Below are 18,720 nucleotides of genomic sequence, written 5' to 3' on the forward strand. Positions count from 1 at the left end.
TCTTCTATTCTTCTTTTATAAACTGCTCTGCCGTCTTTATAATTTTCTCATACGCCTCATTTACCACCGCAAAAGCATCGTTTATTTCTTCTAAAGCCGCTCCTTTTCCCTCAGGACGCAGATCCTCTGTAAGACGGTCCGCCGCCTCATAAAGCGGAACAAATCCCAGATTCTGCGCCACCCCCTTTAAGGTGTGGGTCCCTCGAAAGGCTCCCTCACGATCCCCGGATTTTAACGCCTCCTTTAACTGTCCAAAGCTCTTATCATCGGGAAATTTTAAAAAGAACTTACGGATCAACAGATCGCTGCGCAGTCTGGAACGCACATCCTCATAATCGGCTCCTATTTGTTCATAGCATTCTTTTATTGTCATAAATACCACCTCTATTACGCCTTTTCATATTTTTACAGCCACTCCTACCGCACCCAGATACTGAGGTTTCTGATCTTTCGACCACAGAGTGCGTACCGTCACACGGCACTTATGGAGTACATTATTAAACAGGAGTTCTATTTCATCCTCCCGCTCAGAATCCTCCGGCGTTGTTTCGCGAACCATTTTTACAATTTTCCCAGCCTCTGTACCTGCCGAATTTATCCAGGATTCATCTCTTATATCCAGCACATTCGGTTCCATTCCAAAAACCTCTGCCGCATAACCGGACATCTCTGTAATACCTGTCACTGCGCTGTACTCAAAGCTGACTATGGGGATTTTTGAAAGAAAAAACTGTTTTTTCTCCTCCTGGATCTCTATCTGGCCTACATTGTATCCCACCATCCGAAGTTCTTTATTATACAGTTTGCGCTCCACTGTCTCATAGATCTGCCGGTTATGCCTGGTGCCTGGAGAATAAACCTGCAGTTCTTCGCGGATCAGCTCCTGCACTTCCTCAAGACACTCCAGAAGCAAGGGATTTATGGCGCCGCACTCTCCGTTTAAAATCATTTCCATGGCTTTTTGATGGGAAAATGCCTTTTTATAGCAACGCTCGCTGGTAAGGGCGTCATACACATCCGCCAAAGATACGATCTGAGCTGAAATCGGGATCTCGTCTCCCTTTAAACCGTCCGGATACCCTTTTCCGTCATAGCGCTCATGATGCCATCGGCAGATTTCATAGGCAGTCTGGATAAAGGGCTCATCCTTATAAACAGGAAGCTGGGAAAGCATCTGGGCTCCTATCACAGAATGGCTTTTCATGATCTGAAATTCTTCATCTGTAAGACGGCCCGGCTTATTTAAAATTGAATCAGGCACACTGATTTTTCCCACGTCATGCAGCGCTGAGGCTGTGCTGATACGCTCAATATCCTCTCTTGTCAGGCCGTAGCGGTCTGTTTTGGAGCATAACTGACGCAGCAGGATTTCTGTCATTGTATGGATATGAAGAATATGAAGTCCGCTTTCTCCATTTCTGAATTCCACCATATGGCTCAGAATATTGATCATCATATCGTTATTCTTTTCCTTCTCATAAATCTGGTCTGCCACCATGTGGACCAGACGCTTCTGTTTAGCATAAAGCATGAGCGTATTTTCCACCCTCTTTTGAACCACAAGCGCATTAAAGGGGCGGCTGATATAGTCTGTAACTCCCATTTCATACGCACGCTCCACATAAGAGGAAGCGCTTTCTGCAGAAATCATAATCACAGGAATGTCGGAAATCATATGATATTTATTCATCACAGCCAGAACCTCAAATCCGTCCATCAGAGGCATCATGATATCCAACAGGAGCAGGTCAATATTGGTAGTAAGCTTTTTTAAATACGCTACCGCCTCAAGACCATTTTCCGCTTCTAAAATTTCGTATCCCTCTCCCAGCATATCCGCAAGGATCGCCCGGTTCATTTCCGAATCATCTACGATCAGAATTCTCTGTTTTGTTCTTATTTCCGTACTCTTCATCCTTCTTCTCTTTTCTAACCAACTTGTGCAGTGCCCTGCATACCTGATCCAAGTCGATGGGTTTTATAAGATGGGCATCCATTCCTGCACCATGCGTTTTTGCGATATCCTCTGCGAACACATTGGCTGTCATGGCGATAATGGGAACCGTCTCTCCATCCGGCCGTCCTTTACAGGAGCGGATCCTTTTTGCAGCCTCCAGCCCATCCATTTCCGGCATCATAATGTCCATAAGAATGGCGTCAAAGCAGCCTGGCGGATGATTTTCAAACACCTCTGCAGCCTGTTTTCCATTCTCTGCAGCCGTCACATGCGCACCCTCTTCTTCCAAAAGGCATACGGCAATTTCCCTGTTCAATTCATTATCGTCAGCCACCAGGATCTTAAGACCATTCAGAACAGCCCGGCAAGATGTCATTTTCCTTTCCTCATGCACATCTGAAGCTTCTCCCTTTTCAAAGGAAAGCCTGACGGTAAAGCAGCTTCCTTCTCCCTGATGGCTTTCTGCCTCAATTACTCCTCCCAGCTGATCGACCAGTTTTTTGGTAATTGCCATTCCCAGGCCGGTGCCCCGATAGGTAGTTCTGGCCTGTCGATGCTCCTGGGTAAACGCCTCAAATAAATGATCCATATATTCCGGACTCATGCCGATCCCGGTGTCTTCCACTGTAAATACAAAAAGCATGCTGTTTTCATCTTCTGCCTCTTTATGAACGCAAAAGCGAATCCTTCCGCCGTCTTCTGTATACTTAACTGCATTGCTTAAAAGATTTAAAAGGATCCGGCGCAGATGAAGAGGATTTCCCACTGCCCGCTCCCCTCTGGCGTAATCCGTCTCTTTTATAAATTCTATCCTCCTGCCTGTAAGCTGTCCCTCTGTAATGGAAATACAGTCATCCAGGATCTCCTGCAGCTCAAAAGATTCCATGCTGCTTTCTGCTTTTCCGCTTTCCAGCTTTGCCATATCAAGCACATCGTTGATCAGAGCCATCAGATGACCCGCAGCTCCCTGGATTTTATTCAGACAATCCTCCATCCGCTCCGGATTCCCTATACTGCGCCGGGCGATTTCCAGCATTCCCATAATCCCGTTAATCGGCGTACGGATATCGTGGGACATATTAGAGAGGAATTCCGACTTGGCCCTACTGGCGCTTTTGGCCTCCTCCAGGGCTGTCATCAAACGGCTGTGATACTTATACTGTACATAGACCCATACAAGTCCCGCAATGATCGCTGCGATCATAACGCATAAAAGGATCATAAGTCCAGGATACTGGTAGGCCACTCTGGCAATGGAAAAAGGCGGGGTACCGTAATCGGTGTTCCTGCTGATAACCTGATCTACAAAATCAGAATCCATGCTCTTTATACCCTTATTCAGGATCCGGACCAGAATACTGTCAAGATCCTCGGAAATACCAATATTAAAATACTGATAATGCGATGTAAACGATGTCTTATATTTATCCTTTATATCGTCAAACACAGTTTTTTCCACCTGATAGGTATACGCATAGGAAGCATCTGCTCTTCCCGTCTCCATCGCCTTTAAACATTCTGCAAAGGAATCACAGTATACCAGGCAGTCCTTTCCCAGAGTTTCAGGCAGGCTTTCAGGAAAAACAGAATTTCCGATCACAGCGATCTTCTCTTTTTCTCCCTTGGAATCCTTAAATTCAAGCCAGGACATACCTGCACTTACATAGGAATCCGTCAGCTTGTAGCCCAGATCCTCTGCCCGCGAAAAGCTGTCATGACAGTCAATGCACAAATCCGGCCTTTTTTCATCTAAAAGAGTTTTATATTCTTCTCTGGTCCTGGATATCAAAATCTGATACCGTATCCCCACCCGCTCTGCAATATCCGCAAAAAGCTCCGGAAGGATTCCCTTTATCTGTCCGTCTTCATAGTAGGAATAGGGAAAGCGGTCCGGATTTACCGCCACCGTAAAAACACTTCCATTTTTTTCCAGCTGATCCAGATATTTCTTTTCATTCTGGCTCAGATGAAGCGATCCATGGAGCTGATCTTCATAATATTGACTGGAAAGCAGCGTTCTCCATCCCGGTTCGTCCTGATCCATAGCCGCGATGGCCTGATCCACCCACTGCAAAAGCTTTGTATCTTCTTTGCGTACCATAACATAAAATGGTTCCCGGGAAAAAATATCCAGCATCCATTCATTCTTAACTGCCCGCAAACTGGTAGTAACTGCTGCATCTACCTCACCGCTTTGAAGTCCGTCATAAAGAGCGGCTGCATCTGGATAATAAACACTTTCATAGGAAAAGCCCTTCATTTCGGCAAATTTTTTAAAATTTTCATTTCTGATGTTTTGACGGATCATTCCTACCCTCATCCCGTCATAGGTAGAATAGTCCTGAGGAATGATCTGTTCATTTCCCGCCTTTATCGTCAGCATGGTGCCGCAGGTACCTACAGGCTGATTTGAAAACACAAAATCCTCTTCCCATTGCCCGCGTTTTACCGCCGATGTCACAAGGTCAACTTCTCCGTTTTTCAGCATTTTTAGGACGCCGCCATTCTCAGCGTTTGCAGTTTTATATTCATAAACTACATTTCCATAACGGCTCAGCTTCTGAAGAAAGTCATAGCCGTAACCGCTGCGCACTCCATCTGCATCCGTCATATGATAGCCTTCCATGGAGAATACTCCCACCCGGATGATCCGTTTTTTCTCCTGACAATAGCCAGGAAACGCCAGGATCAAAGTAAGGAAAACAGCGGTGGCAGCTAAAATTTTCCATTTAACGTTCGTGTGCACGGTCTGTTTCTTCTCCGTTTCCAAAACAGCATCCTCTCCATTTGCAGATTTTTTCTTTTATCTGTCCATTATATCGAAATTTTTTCTTTTAAGCAACGGCCTGGGGGCAAAAACAGAAAAATCCCCGGACAAAAGGCCGTCTCCAGCCGCTGTCCGGGGATTTTATCTTTTTAATATACAAGCTTATCCAGCTCTTTTACATGCTCTGTTTCATTTGAGTTTTTATGCTTTGCCTTGGATGCGTAGAGATTTACGGCTGCCTGGGATTTTTTCACAGGCTGCATGGTTCCGGCTCCGGCTACACAGCCGCCGGGACAGGCCATACCCTCTAACAGATAACCGTTGTACTTTCCAAGAGTTGCCATCTTAAGAAGCTGACGGCATTCCTTTAAGCCTTCTGCATTGGCGATCTTTACTTCCTTATCCGGATATTTTGCATGGATCACATCGGCTACGGACTTGGCCACGCCGCCTGCCACAGCAAAGTTTCTTCCGTCTGTGGAAGCGTCATTTACGCCCTCTGGATCCTCTTCGATATTCTCAATATCCACATGCTTTGCATCAAAGATTCCATCCATTTCTTCAAAGGTCAGGACAAAATCCACCTCGCTGCGGACAGATTTTCTCATCGCTTCCAGCTTCTTTGCCGCGCAGGGGCCGATAAATACGATCTTGGCATCCGGGTGCTCTCTCTTGATCAGTCTGGCGGTCAGAACCATAGGGGTCAATGCCATGGAAATGCAGTTAGCGTACTCCGGGAACAGCTTCTTTGCCATCACAGACCAGGCCGGACAGCAGGAAGTTGCCATAAACGGAAGCTTTTCTGGTACCTCCTCCAAAAAGTCAATGGCCTCCTGGGTCGCACACAGATCCGCTCCGATCGCTACCTCAAATACATCCGTAAAGCCCAGGGCCTTCATCGCCGCACGAACCTTTCCCGGTGTTACCTTCGGACCGAACTGGCCTACAAAGGCCGGAGCAACGGCAGCATACACCTTTTCTCCGGACTGGATGGAGCGGATGACCTGAAAGATCTGGGACTTATCTGCAATGGCTCCAAAGGGGCAGTTTACAAGGCACTGTCCGCATGACACGCACTTTTCGTAATCAATGTCCGCCTTGCCGTTTGCGTCGCTGCGGATGGCGTCCATTCCGCAGGCAGCGGCGCAGGGGCGCTCCTGAATGATGATCGCCTTATAGGAACATACGGTTGCACACTTGCCGCACTTAATGCACTTGTCCTCATCAATATGGGAACGGCCGTTGGTACGGTCTAAATGAATGGCATCCTTGGGACAGACCTCCACGCAGGGATGGGCCAGACAGCCCTGGCAGCCGTCTGTTACCATAACACGTTTTTCCTTGCAGGCATTGCAGGCAAACTTGATCACATTGATCAGCGGCGGCGTATAATAGGTCTCCGCCTTATCGGCTGCTTCTATGTTATCGGAAAGAGGCGCATGCTCTGCTGCACTGCGGCTGGGAAGACCCATGGCAAGACGAAGACGTTCTCCTACAATGGCGCGCTCTAAAAATACATCGTTGCGGAAATTCCCAACTTCGCCGGGAATGATCTTGTAGGGAAGCTCCTCGATCCGCTTGTCCACCGGCCATTCGGTGTGATAAGCCATGCGGGCAACCTCACGGAAAATTCTGTGACGGATCTCCTGGATCCTGGTCTCTACTCCTCTCATATTCTGTATCCTCACTTGTCTATTTTTTATCAAACATATTATAGGCATGGATAAAGGCGATTGCAAGCCTTTTTAAGCATACAATCGCCTTGTATCATCAAAAATACACATTTTTTCCGGTTTATTCTGTCAGCTGTACCTCTTCTACGGGAAGCGTAAAAGTAAACACGGCCCCATGAGGCTCATTATCGCGTATAGAAATGGTGCCTCCATGGGCATTTACAATGGATTTGCACAGGGAAAGCCCCAGCCCCAGGCTTCTGCGGCTGTCCACGATCCGGTTGGCCCCGCTGTAAAACATTTCAAAAAGCTTCTCTTTATTTTCATCCGGAACGCCGGGTCCGTCATCGGCCACGGAAATCACCGCCCATTTTCCCTCCTGTTTTGCTTCAACCGAAATATGGGAACCGGGCTCTGTATACTTGATGGCATTATTTACCAGGTTAATCACCACCTGGACGATCAGCTTGGCATCCATTTTTGCCAAAAGGAGTTCGTCCTCACAGCGTTCCGTAAGAATATGCTCCGTGCATTTCCGGTCCACATGATTAAGCGCCTCTTTTATCACCTCGTCCACCAGTTCCGCAGACATATTTAAGTTCAGCCTCCCTTCCTCCAGCCGGGTGACGGAAAGAAGGTTTTCCACCAGATTGATCAGCCACATGGCGTCGTCATAAATGTCCTGATACAGGCTCTGTCTGGTGGCCTCGTCAAAGGAGGGGCCGTTGGATAAAAGATTGCTCGCATTACCGGAAATCGAGGTCAGCGGGGTACGCAGATCATGGGAAATAGCCCTTAAAAGCTGGGAGCGAAGCTGCTCGTTTTTTGCCAGGACGGCAGCCTCCTGCTTCTCCCATGCATTTTTTTCATTTTCAAGCGCAAGGGCACATTCACCTAAAATTGAAAGGAGAATACTGTTTTCAAACATGGCAAGCGGATGCTTCTTTATGACAATTCCCACTACTCCGTATACCGCGTCGTTAATCCGCACCGCCAGATACAGACAGCTTGCATGGGACAGGATTCTGGTGGTGGCACCCGCATGGCGGTTATTGTCAAACGCCCACTGGGCGGCCTTTTTTTCCTCTTCCGATACATAATCCTCCGGTATGTCCGTTCCCTCTATCCGGAATACCTGAGCTTCTCCCAGCTTCCCGTCCTTTGCCAGATAAAAAATGATATCCCGGTTTAAAAGCTTCATCAGCTGGTGGGCCGTGGCAGATACAATCTCAGTCCGGGTCTTTTTCTGCTGTAAAAGCTGGTTCGTCTCAAACAGCACCCGGGTCCGAAAAGCCACATGGGCCAGCTGTCTGGAACCGTTTTTCATCCGGGAAGCTAACGTCCCCGTAAGGAAAGCCGCAATAAACATCACAAAAAAAGTCACTGGATAGCCTCTGTCATAAGCCATCAGCGAATATTTGGGATCTGTAAACAGAAAATTAAATACTAAAACACTGACAATCGACGCTATCAGGCTGTAGATCTGATTGCGGATCACCACAGATATAATCAATACTGCAAGCACATAAACAGTAATAATATTAGCCTCATCAAAGCCCAAATGTTCAAACAGGATACCGATGAAACTTGCCGCTGCCAGTCCCAAAACACTCTTTATCATATCTCCAACAGATAATACAAGAGCGCTCTGCCAGTTTTTGCGGCTGAACTTGCGGTTTTCCGCCATCTGACAGGGAATAATATAGATATCCATATTGGGAGCATTGGTAATGAGCTTTTCCGTCAGAGGCGGCTTTCCAAACAGATGCCTGCGCTCCGCCATGCTTCTTCCGATCACGATCTTTGTCACGCCGGAAAGTCTGGCAAACTCAGATATCTGAAACGCAATGTCGTCCCCGCAGGTGGTTTCGATCTTGGCTCCCAGCTTCTTTGCCAGACGGATATGCCCCCGAAGCCGGCTCCTGTCCTCCTCGTCCATTTTCTGGGATTGGGAAGTTTCCACATACAGCGCTGTAAATTCCCCCTTAAAGGCCTCCGCCATCCGGGCAGCAGCCCGGATAATGGTTCCATTGGCCGGAGAAGAGGACAGACAAACTAAAATATGCTCTCCCTGAGTCATATAATTTCCCCCTTCCTTTCTTTCATTTCATCTGAAGCCGCCATCATTTCCATACGTTCAAATACCAGTCCGGCTTCATTTAACATGGCGGTTAAAAGGCTGTATTCAAACGGGGGGATCTCCCTTCGCTCCTCCAGAGCAATTCCCGCTACGCCATATACTCTATCACCGCTCTTAACAGGAAGGTAAATCGCTTTGGCATCCGGCAGCGTATGGGTACATGCTCCGGCCCTCTTTCCCCGTGCGGCGCTCCACATCGCCACTGCCCGTTCTTTCTGATTTAAAAATTCCTCCTCCTGCATATGGCCCTCTCCGTCAGCCGGGAAGAAAAACGGCCCTTCCAGTCCGCCTCCGGAATACAGATAAAAAAGCACGGGCAGCCCCAGAAGCTTTTTGATCTGTCCGCTCACCTCCTTTACCGCTTCCTTTTTATCCCGGATTCTCCGCAGCCTTCTGCTGTTATCTAAAAGGATCTCCGTCCGGTATGCCTTTTTTGCCATTTCTCTGGAATGGCTGCGGACACGGTTCATAAGAGAGGAAGTAATAAGGGAAGCCGCCAGCATTACGGCGATCGTAACCGGATATTCTTTTCCATCCATCTGAAAACTGTAAAGAGGCTCTACAAAAAAGAAATTAAACAAAAGCACGCTGAGCAGAGAAGATATGACCACTGCCCCCCGTCTGGAAACAGTCATAGCCGCTAAAAGAATCCCCAGAAGATAGAGCATGATAATATTGGATTCAGACATTTGAAAATGCTGAAACATCATTCCAAACCCTGTAGATACTGCCAAAGCCAGAAAACATTTCACGCAGTCTCCTCCGATCCCTTCCATAAAAGTCTCCGGTTTCTTTCTCTTTCCTCTGCCGTATCCGGCGTAAAAACCTCTTTTCTTTTTCGTCCCTCCGTTTTCTATATCCGGAATGATGTAAATATCCAGTTTAGGAGCATACTGAGCCACATGATCCGCCAGTGTTCCCTTTGTCTGTCCAAATAAAATCTTGTGATTCGTTCTTCCAAGAACGACTTTTGATACATTGCTAAGCTTGGCATACTCTGCGATCTGCCCTGCAATATCCTCTCCAAAAACCGTAGCAATTCTGGCTCCCAGAGCTTTCGCCAGATGGATATTTTCCTCTACCATCTGCCTGACCTTCGGATCTGCATGCTGTAACGAAGGCGTTTCCACATAAAGGGCTGTAAATTCCCCCCGAAATGCATAGGCCAGACGGGACGCTGTACGGATCACCTTTGCACAGGTCGGAGACGGCGAAATACAGGTCAGCACATGCTCACCTGTATAGTAATCTGCTCCACCTCTGTTTTCCCTCTCCATTACTGCCAGACGGTTGACCCGGTCTGCAGTGCGTCTCAGTGCAATCTCACGCAGGGCAATCAGCTTTTCTTCTGCAAAAAAATGATCCAGCGCCCGTTCTGCCTGGGCTGCATGATAGATTTTTCCCTCCTTCAGTCTCTGAAGCAGATCCGAAGGCTCAATGTCGATCAGTTCTACCTGATCTGCCTGATCAAAAATCCCGTCCGGAATCCTTTCCCTGACCCGGATTCCCGTAATGCTTCCGACCTGGTCATTGAGGCTTTCCAGATGCTGGATATTTAAGGTGGTATATACGCTGATCCCGGCCTGTAAAAGCTCATTTACATCCTGATACCGCTTTTCATGCCGCAGTCCGGGAGCATTTGTATGCGCCAGCTCATCCACTAAGATCAGCTTTGGTTTTCTCTTTAAGGCTCCGTCCAGATCAAATTCCCTTAAACGGATGCCTTTATATTCAACCATAAACGGAGGAAGCGTTTCCAGCCCCTCTGCCATAGCCAGAGTGGCCGGGCGGTCATGGGGTTCAATATATCCGGCTACCACCTCTTGTCCTCTGTCGCGAAGGGTCTGGGCTGCTTCCAGCATAGCATAGGTTTTTCCCACGCCGGCCGCATATCCCAGAAAGATCTTAAGCTTTCCCTTTCGCTCCTTCTCCCGCTTTTCTTCCTCTTTACGGAGCTTTTTTAAAAGAAGCTCCGGGTTCGGTCTGTTCTCTTCCATCTAAGCCTCCTTATGCTGTCACTCCCAGCTTCCTTGCCAGGTCCAGATTCAGCTTCAGCACATTGACCCGTTCCTCTCCAAAAATCCCAAATACCTTATGCTCTGTGTGGGCCTCTACCATCTGGTAAAGCTCCTCCTCCTCAAAGCCTGTATTGGCTGCCACAATGGGAACCTGGATCTTGGCTGATGCCGGGCTGATATGGGGATCCAGTCCAGAACCGGAAGCAGTTAAAAGATCTGTCGGGATTTCCTCTGTCAGTTCTTCTCCTGTGGCTTTTTTATATTCTGCCTTAAACTCTGTTACAGCTGTTTCCACCCTTTCCTTTAATGCCTCATTGGATGGACCATAGTTATAGGTTCCCGATGCCACGCCTGTATAGGTTCCGTCTGCCTTTTCCTCATCTGTATACACATTATAATTGACCGAAGAAGGTCTTCCTTTAAAAAAGCGGGGATTGCTCCACTGCTGTCCCACCACCTCAGAGCCTACCGCCTTTCCGTCTGCGTAAATCAGGCTTCCATCTGCCTTTTCCTTAAACACCGTCTGAGCCAGTACCGTCGTCACAGCCGGATATATAACAGAGCTTAAAACAGCCATAAGCACGGTCAGGACAACCGCTCCCTTTAATGTCTTTAAAAATTGCTTCATATTCCTCTCCTCCTCATAAACCGCCCGGAAACCGGGGGCTGTATTACAGCCCCATCAGTCCAACCAGGGGAGCAATGATCAGGTCAATGATCTTGATTCCGATAAAAGGTACTACAATTCCGCCTGCTCCGTAGATTCCCATATTTTTAAGCAGCATACGCTCCGAGCTCATAGGCTTATATTTAACGCCGCGCATTGCAATGGGGATCAGTCCGGGAATGATCAGCGCATTAAAAATCAGTGCGGATAAAATGGCGCTGTATGGGCTTGAAAGCCCCATGATATTAAGCCGGCCCATCTGAGGAATCACCATCATAAACATGGCCGGGATAATGGCGAAATACTTTGCCACGTCATTTGCAATACTAAAAGTAGTCAGAGAACCTCTGGTAATCAAAAGCTGCTTTCCGATCTCTACTACCTCAAGGATCTTTGTAGGGTCGGAATCCAGATCAACCATATTAGCAGCCTCTTTTGCCGCGGCCGTACCGGAATTCATTGCCAGCCCCACATCCGCCTGAGCCAGAGCCGGAGCATCATTCGTTCCGTCGCCGGTCATTGCCACGATCTTTCCCTCTGCCTGCTCTTTTTTAATGGCGTCGATCTTATCCTCCGGCTTACACTCTGCGATAAAGCCGTCTACGCCTGCCTCCTTCGCAATGGTAGCTGCTGTCAGAGGATTATCACCGGTACACATGATGGTCTTGATTCCGATCTGGCGCAGGCGCTCAAAGCGTTCCGTCAGTCCGGGCTTTACGGTATCCTTTAAGTAAATCACACCATAAATCACATTTCCGGCGCAAACCACTAAGGGAGTACCACCCAGCTTGGAAATTCCTGTTACAATTTCTTCCAGATCCTGAGGGATGGTTCCCTTTAATTCCCTTACTCTGGCCTTGATGGCCTCGGAGGCGCCCTTTCTTACCTCCATACCGTTTGAAAGATTAACGCCGCTCATCTTGGTCTGAGCCGTAAACTCCACAAATTCCATCTGACCGGCTGCTGAAGGGTCGATCCTGGTTCCCATGGTATTTCCCAGTTCTACCACCGATTTTCCTTCCGGAGTGGTATCCTTTAAAGAGGTCATCACCGCATAATCAATCAGGTCTTCCTTTAAAACACCCTTTACCGGATAAAACTCCGCAGCCAGACGGTTTCCGTATGTAATGGTTCCCGTCTTATCAAGGATCATGGTATCTACGTCTCCGCAGGCCTCTACGGCCTTACCGCTCATGGCAATTACATTAAACCGGGTCACACGGTCCATTCCCGCAATACCGATAGCAGAAAGAAGGCCGCCGATAGTAGTTGGGATCAGACATACCAGAAGGGCAATCAGGGTTGAAATGGGAATCCGGGTCTGAGAATAATCTGCAAAGCAGTGCAGCGTCACTACCACAATAAGGAAAATAATGGTTAAGCTTACAAGAAGGGTATTTAAAGCGATCTCATTGGGCGTCTTCTGTCTGGACGCGCCTTCTACAAGTGAAATCATCTTATCTAAGAAGGACTGGCCTGGTTCTGAGGTAATCCGGATCTTTAACCAGTCTGATACCACCGTGGTTCCGCCTGTGACAGAAGAAAAATCACCGCCTGCCTCTCTTGTTACAGGGGCAGATTCACCGGTAATAGCCGATTCATCCACAGAAGCAATTCCTTCAATCACCTCTCCGTCATTGGGGATCAGCTCCCCTGCTTCTACTAATACTACGTCTCCCTTCTTTAACTGGGAAGCCGGGATCACCGTTTCATTCCCTGCTTTATCCAGAATCCGGGCCGTGGTATCCTTTTTCGTCTTTTTTAACGTCTCTGCCTGAGCTTTTCCACGGCCCTCTGCAACCGATTCTGCAAAGTTTGCAAACAGGATTGTCACAAACAGGATCAGCGTTACGATCGTATTGTAAATCCGAAGCTCACCGCCATCTCCAAACATAGAAGGAAAAATGCTTAACAGCAGGGTAATGAAAAATCCGACCTCCACCACAAACATCACCGGATTCTTTATCATATATCTGGGATCCAGCTTCTGAAAGGCTCCTTTAACGGAGCTTTTCAGAATATCCTTTGTAATAAATTCAGTATGTTTCTCTCTTGCCATAGAAATTCCTTTCTACCTGTTTCCCTGCCTACATGGGGTACCACAGGATCAGATGCTCTGCGATTGGTCCCAGAGCCAGAGCCGGGAAGAAGGTCAGAGCCGCAAAAATATATACGATAAACACAAGAATCAGCATAAAGAGCACATTGTCCGTGCGCAGCGTACCCACGCTTTCATTCATGCGGCGCTTTGCAAGAAGGCTTCCTGCAATGGCGATCTGGGCAATAATAGGAATATAGCGCCCTAAAAACATTACAATGCCGGTTGTCATATTCCAGAATCCCGTATTGTCCGCCAGCCCCTCAAAGCCGGAGCCGTTGTTTGCCGCTGAAGAGGCAAATTCATAGAGCACCTGGCTTAAGCCGTGAAAGCCCGGATTGGTGATTCCTGCAAGTCCCGCCTGGTTTACCACTGCCAGAGCGGAAAAGCCCAGGATTAAAAGAGGATGAAGGATCAGTACGATCACGATCAGCTTCATTTCCCTGCCTTCAATCTTCTTTCCCAGATATTCCGGCGTACGGCCGATCATAAGTCCGCAGAGGAAAACTGCCAGGATCGCATACATGATCATGTTCATAAATCCGACGCCCTTGCCGCCGAATACGCAGTTAAGCATCATGTGCAGCAGCGGCACCATACCGCCTAAGGGAGTGAGGGAATCATGCATATTGTTGACCGTACCGGTGGTAAAGGAGGTGGTAACGGTGGTAAAGAGCGCCGACTGGCTGATTCCAAACCGTACCTCTTTGCCTTCCATATTTCCCATGGCCTGACTTAAACCTGCCTGCTCCAGAACCGGATTTCCGGCCTTTTCAGCAAAAAAGCAGATCATAAGCCCCACTAAAAACAGAATTGCCATGGCTCCGAATACAGGGCCTGCCTGACGGCCAAACATGGGACGGGTGCCCTTCTTTTCTGCCTGCGCTTTTTTATTCTTATCATGGAACATACGTCCAAAGACGATCACGCAGGCTCCGGGCAGAATTGCCATTGCATACATTTCTACCATATTGGAAAGAATGGTCGGGTTCTCCAGAGGAGTCGATGAATTGGCCCCCAAAAAGCCGCCTCCGTTGGTTCCCAGATGCTTAATGGCAACCAGCGCTGCCATCGGTCCCATGGCGATATCCTGATTTTTTCCCTCTAACGTCTGCACCGTCAGATTGGCTGTATAATTTTCCGGTGTTCCCTGGCTTACAAGGATCAGTGCGATCACAATGGAAATGGGGATCAGCACACGGGTCATGATACGGATCATATCCTCATAGAAGTTTCCCATATCCTTTCCCGTTCCGGTTATTCCGCGGATAAAGGCCATGCAGGCCGCATATCCCGTGGCCGCCGAGGTAAACATCATAAAAATGATTACCAGCGTCTGGCTTAAATAGGAAAGACCCGACTCTCCGGCATAGTGCTGAAGGTTTGTATTTGTCATAAAGCTGATGATCGTATTAAAGGCAAGAGTCGGTTCCATGGCTCCTGTCCCATTGGGATTTAAAAACAAACTTCCCTGAAGACGCAGGATCAAATATCCCGCAAAGATCATTACCGCATTGGTTGTCAGCAGACTTACCGCATACTGTTTCCAGTTCATGCCCTGTCTGTCAATTTTACAGATTCTGTAAATTCCGTTATCGATCCTGTCAAATACAGGATCCGCAAATGTTTTCCGGCCTGTGGTTATGTGATACAGGTACGTTCCCATGGGAATCACCAGAACCATATAGATCACAAGCGCCGCCATAATCTGCAGCATCGCTTTTCTTCCTCCTGTCTTTCATTTGGCGTATCCGAAAGGAAACCGCGCCTAGAGTTTTTCTGGGTATACTAGAGCATACACCAGATATCCGGCAAGTCCTGTCAGGACAAGTCCTAAAAAAATCATTCCCGCCATATCCATTTCCTCCTTATTACCTGCATTCTCATTTGATCAAACCATTCCGCTTACTGGTTCTTTTTTCCGGTTCCCTCTGTCTGGTCGATGCACCATCCGAGAAAAAGTCTCAGCAGTCCAAAGCCTGCCAGCAGAGTACCTATCATTAAAGCATCCATTACCAAAACATCCATCATTGTCTTTCCTCCTTTCGGTATTCAAGAGATTATCACAGTTATAATAAAATAGGCATTAAGCATCCGACCCTCTCTGTTAAGATTCCATAAATGCTTTTATACCAGTCCAAACAGCAGCGCTGCCGGAAAAGCCGCTAAAAAAGTCAGGGCCGATACGGCTGCCAGCATCCCAAATGGCACTGCGATAAACATGATCAGTATGGTAAGATAGGGATGACGAAATGTAAATTTCTCGGCCCGGCGGTCAAAGGCAGCCTCTATTCTGCCAAATGCTCCTCTTCCTGTATTCATAATGCCTGCCTCCTTCCCGGTCATGGATCAGGAAGACGTTTTCCTGTCCTGTGTATGTATCATAGCATGGGAGGGATTAAGAGGGTAAAAGGGTCAGATGGCGGAGGATTAAGATTTTGTTAGGATAAAAAATGACACCCGCCATTGCAGCGAGTGCCATTTTTTATACTTATCTTCCTACTCCTCACAATCCAGCAAATACGGCGTAATCTGGTACACATAAAAGTTCAGCCAGTTCGTATACAGCGTATTGGACGTATTTCTCCAGGTCAGCGCCGGAATGGAAAAGGGATCATTATTTTCATAGTAATTACAGGGAAGAGCAGGATCCAGCCCTTTCTTCAAATCCCTGTGGTATTCATTATTCAGCGTCATGCGGTCATATTCCGGATGGCCCTGGACAAAAATCTGCCGGCCATCCCGGCTCATAACCAGGAATACGCCGGCCTCATCGGACTCTGCCAGGATCATCAGTTCCGGATGCTTCCTTATGTCTTCTCTGCGGACCTCCGTATACCGGGAGTGCGGCGCTAAAAAGGTGTCATTTAAGCTTCTCACAAGAGGAACCTTCCGATCCAGAACTCTATGGCTGTAGATCCCTGACAGCTTGCTCTCCCTGCTGTATTTGGGAATCCCATAGTGATAATAAAGCCCAGCCTGAGCCCCCCAGCAGATATGAAGGGTGGAGGTGACATGAGTCTTGCTCCACTCCATGATAACAGACAGCTCCTCCCAGTAATTCACTTCCTCATATTCCAGATTCTCCACCGGCGCACCTGTGATGATCATTCCGTCAAATTTCTTCCTGCGGATGCTTTCAAAGGTAACATAAAATTTATTTAAATGACTGGCCGAAGTATTTTTTGAAACGTGGGTGGACAGCATGAGAAAGGTGCAGTCCACCTGCAGGGGAGTATTGGAAAGAGCCCTCAGAAGCTGGGTTTCCGTTTCTTCCTTTAAGGGCATCAGGTTTAAAATCAAGATCTCCAAAGGCCGGATATCCTGCCTCATAGCTCTGTCTTCATCCATAATAAATATATTTTCTGATTCCAGGATTGCCTTTGCGGGCAGATCCCTCTGTACTTTGATCGGCATATAAACCCTCTCCCTCCTAGAGCATGTTCAGGAATTCTTTTTCTGAAATAATCGGAATCCCCAGCTCTTTTGCCTTTTTATTTTTTGATGAATTAGATGTGGTGTCATTATTGATGAGATATGCGGTTTTGGAGGTTACGGAGCCGGATGCTTTGCCGCCCTTGCTTTCGATCAGCTCCTGGAGCTCCTTGCGGTTGGCAAAATGCTCCACCGATCCGGTAATTACAAAGGTAAGCCCTTCAAAGGGCTTTTCTCCCTCCTGCACCGGCTCCTCTTCTATGGACAGCTCCTCTAACAGCCGGTCTACCATATCATTATTTTTCTTATCTGCAAAATAATCCATCCACGCCCGGGCCAGCACCTCTCCGATCCCGTCCACAGCCGTCAGCTCCTCCAGACCGCTGTTTCGCATGGCTTTAAAATCATATCGGAAATGACGGCAGAGCATCTTTGCATTTGCCAGGCCGATTCCTGCGATTCCCAATCCGTAGATCACTCTGGGAAGGGTCGTTTGAGAAGCTTTCTTCACGGAAGCAATCAAATTGTCATAGGACTTCTGTCCAAAGCCCTCCATCTCTACGATCGCATCTTTATGGGCCTCCAGATGGAACATATCCGCATATTCGTGGATAAAGCCCATGCTGATAAATTTTTCCAGAGTTGCCTCTGAAAGTCCGTCAATATTTAATGCATCCCTGCTTACAAACAGGGTAAAGCTTTTGATTTTCTTTGCCTGGCAGTCCGGATTGGTACAATACAGACTCTTTACATCATTGATCTGCCGGATCTTTGTAGGACCCCCGCAGACCGGACAATGCTCCGGAATATGCTTCACGCCGCTGCGGGTCAAATTATCCGCAATCTGTGGAATGATCATATTGGCCTTATAGACGGTAATCCTATCCCCTTCTCCCAGCTCAAGGCTCTCCATAATGCTGATATTGTGAACGCTGGCCCTGCTCACCGTAGTTCCCTCCAGTTCCACAGGTTCAAACACAGCCACCGGATTGATCAGACCCGTTCTGGAGGCGCTCCACTCAATATAGGAAAGGGTGGTTTCCCGAACCTCATCCTGCCACTTAAATGCGATGGCATTGTGCGGAAATTTCGCCGTGCGTCCCAGTGACTCTCCGTATGCAATATCATCATAGAGAAGAACCAGGCCGTCTGAAGGGATATCATTGTGCTCTGTCTCCTTCCCAAACCACTCGATCTTCTCAGGGAGATTTTCTGCTGTCACTTCCTCATAGTGAACCACTTCAAAGCCCTGGCTCTTTAGCCATTCAAACTGGCATTTTCTGGAATTCTTAAAGTCAACTCCCTCAGCGCGCACCAGTGCAAATGCCTCAAAATGTACATTTCTTTCTGCTGTAATCTGACTGTTGAGCTGGCGTACGGAGCCGCTGCACAGATTTCTGGGGTTCTTGTATTTGGCGCCTGCATCCCCGATCTGGCTGTTAATCTTTTCAAAATCCGAATATGTGATCACAGCTTCGCCCCTGAGCACCAGCTGCCCCTTATAGGCAATACTTAAAGGGATATTGGAAAATGCCCTTGCATTGGCTGTGATCACCTCCCCGATCTCTCCGTTTCCTCTGGTTACTGCCTTGATTAAACTTCCGTTTTCATAGGTCAGTACAATGGTAAGCCCGTCCATTTTCCAGGAAAGAAGGCCTTTCTGGCTGCCAAGCCACTCCTGTAAATCCTCTGTGCTTTTTGTCTTATCAAGCGACAGCATAGGTGCCTCATGTGTTTCCTTGGGAAGCTCGCTTAAAACCTCATAGCCTACCTGCTGGGTAGGGCTTCCCGACAAAATCACCCCTGTTTCCTCTTCCAGTGATGTCAGCTCATCATAGAGCCTGTCATATTCAAAATTGCTCATAATCTCCCGGCTCTCCTGATAGTAAGCCTTTCCGGCTTCCTTAAGGACGGGAATCAATTCCTTCATTCTCTGGATTTTCGTTTCCATTCACTTCTCCTGTC

14 protein-coding genes are annotated in these 18,720 nt (G+C 47.8%); all 14 read right to left on the reverse strand.

What is annotated here, in order from left to right; all coding sequences use genetic code 11:
* Positions 1-4 precede the first annotated feature (4 nt).
* The 14 genes from WKT10_RS10660 to ligA all read right to left on the reverse strand — a co-directional run bounded on the left by WKT10_RS10660 (position 5) and on the right by ligA (position 18,706).
* Entirely contained in the window at positions 5-373 is a 369-nt protein-coding gene (locus tag WKT10_RS10660) for an Hpt domain-containing protein (protein WP_340277148.1), read from the reverse strand.
* Positions 374-397: 24 nt separating this feature from the next.
* A complete protein-coding gene (locus WKT10_RS10665; protein ID WP_337433975.1) occupies positions 398-1,915 on the reverse strand; it encodes an HD-GYP domain-containing protein in 1,518 nt (505 codons plus the stop codon).
* The gene (locus tag WKT10_RS10670; protein WP_337934200.1) at positions 1,866-4,727 is read right to left on the reverse strand and encodes an ATP-binding protein; all 2,862 of its coding nucleotides are present in this window, start codon (positions 4,725-4,727) and stop codon (positions 1,866-1,868) included. The genes WKT10_RS10665 and WKT10_RS10670 overlap by 50 nt, the downstream gene beginning before the upstream one ends.
* 146 nt (positions 4,728-4,873) lie before the next feature.
* Positions 4,874-6,397: a 4Fe-4S dicluster domain-containing protein gene (locus tag WKT10_RS10675; protein WP_066549508.1), complete on the reverse strand. Its 1,524-nt coding sequence runs from the start codon at positions 6,395-6,397 to the stop codon at positions 4,874-4,876.
* 121 nt (positions 6,398-6,518) lie between these two features.
* Positions 6,519-8,477 (reverse strand): ATP-binding protein, encoded by a 1,959-nt coding sequence (locus WKT10_RS10680; protein WP_340277151.1) that lies wholly within the window; start codon positions 8,475-8,477, stop codon positions 6,519-6,521.
* A complete protein-coding gene (locus tag WKT10_RS10685; protein WP_337934199.1) occupies positions 8,474-10,534 on the reverse strand; it encodes a DUF4118 domain-containing protein in 2,061 nt (686 codons plus the stop codon). The genes WKT10_RS10680 and WKT10_RS10685 overlap by 4 nt, the downstream gene beginning before the upstream one ends.
* Before the next feature lie 10 nt (positions 10,535-10,544).
* Positions 10,545-11,183 carry a potassium-transporting ATPase subunit KdpC gene (gene kdpC, locus WKT10_RS10690; RefSeq protein WP_337934198.1) on the reverse strand — a complete coding sequence of 213 codons (639 nt, stop codon included), beginning with the start codon at positions 11,181-11,183 and terminating at the stop codon, positions 10,545-10,547.
* A gap of 43 nt (positions 11,184-11,226) precedes the next feature.
* The gene (gene kdpB / locus WKT10_RS10695) at positions 11,227-13,281 is read right to left on the reverse strand and encodes a potassium-transporting ATPase subunit KdpB (RefSeq protein WP_337934197.1); all 2,055 of its coding nucleotides are present in this window, start codon (positions 13,279-13,281) and stop codon (positions 11,227-11,229) included.
* Between the two features lie 28 nt (positions 13,282-13,309).
* On the reverse strand, positions 13,310-15,037 hold the full coding sequence (gene kdpA, locus WKT10_RS10700) for a potassium-transporting ATPase subunit KdpA (protein WP_340277154.1): 1,728 nt from the start codon (positions 15,035-15,037) through the stop codon (positions 13,310-13,312).
* A gap of 51 nt (positions 15,038-15,088) precedes the next feature.
* The gene (gene kdpF / locus WKT10_RS16045; protein WP_445293012.1) at positions 15,089-15,181 is read right to left on the reverse strand and encodes a K(+)-transporting ATPase subunit F; all 93 of its coding nucleotides are present in this window, start codon (positions 15,179-15,181) and stop codon (positions 15,089-15,091) included.
* 44 nt (positions 15,182-15,225) lie between these two features.
* Positions 15,226-15,351 (reverse strand): hypothetical protein, encoded by a 126-nt coding sequence (locus WKT10_RS10705; RefSeq protein ID WP_278284591.1) that lies wholly within the window; start codon positions 15,349-15,351, stop codon positions 15,226-15,228.
* Between the two features lie 96 nt (positions 15,352-15,447).
* A complete protein-coding gene (locus WKT10_RS10710) occupies positions 15,448-15,642 on the reverse strand; it encodes a hypothetical protein (RefSeq protein WP_317437864.1) in 195 nt (64 codons plus the stop codon).
* Between the two features lie 177 nt (positions 15,643-15,819).
* The gene (gene metA, locus WKT10_RS10715; RefSeq protein ID WP_066549522.1) at positions 15,820-16,737 is read right to left on the reverse strand and encodes a homoserine O-acetyltransferase MetA; all 918 of its coding nucleotides are present in this window, start codon (positions 16,735-16,737) and stop codon (positions 15,820-15,822) included.
* Between the two features lie 16 nt (positions 16,738-16,753).
* Positions 16,754-18,706: an NAD-dependent DNA ligase LigA gene (gene ligA, locus WKT10_RS10720; protein WP_337433980.1), complete on the reverse strand. Its 1,953-nt coding sequence runs from the start codon at positions 18,704-18,706 to the stop codon at positions 16,754-16,756.
* Positions 18,707-18,720: the final 14 nt, after the last annotated feature.

Origin of the sequence: Enterocloster sp. HCN-30185, from assembly GCF_037890305.1 — a bacterium.
Classification (GTDB): domain Bacteria; phylum Bacillota; class Clostridia; order Lachnospirales; family Lachnospiraceae; genus Enterocloster.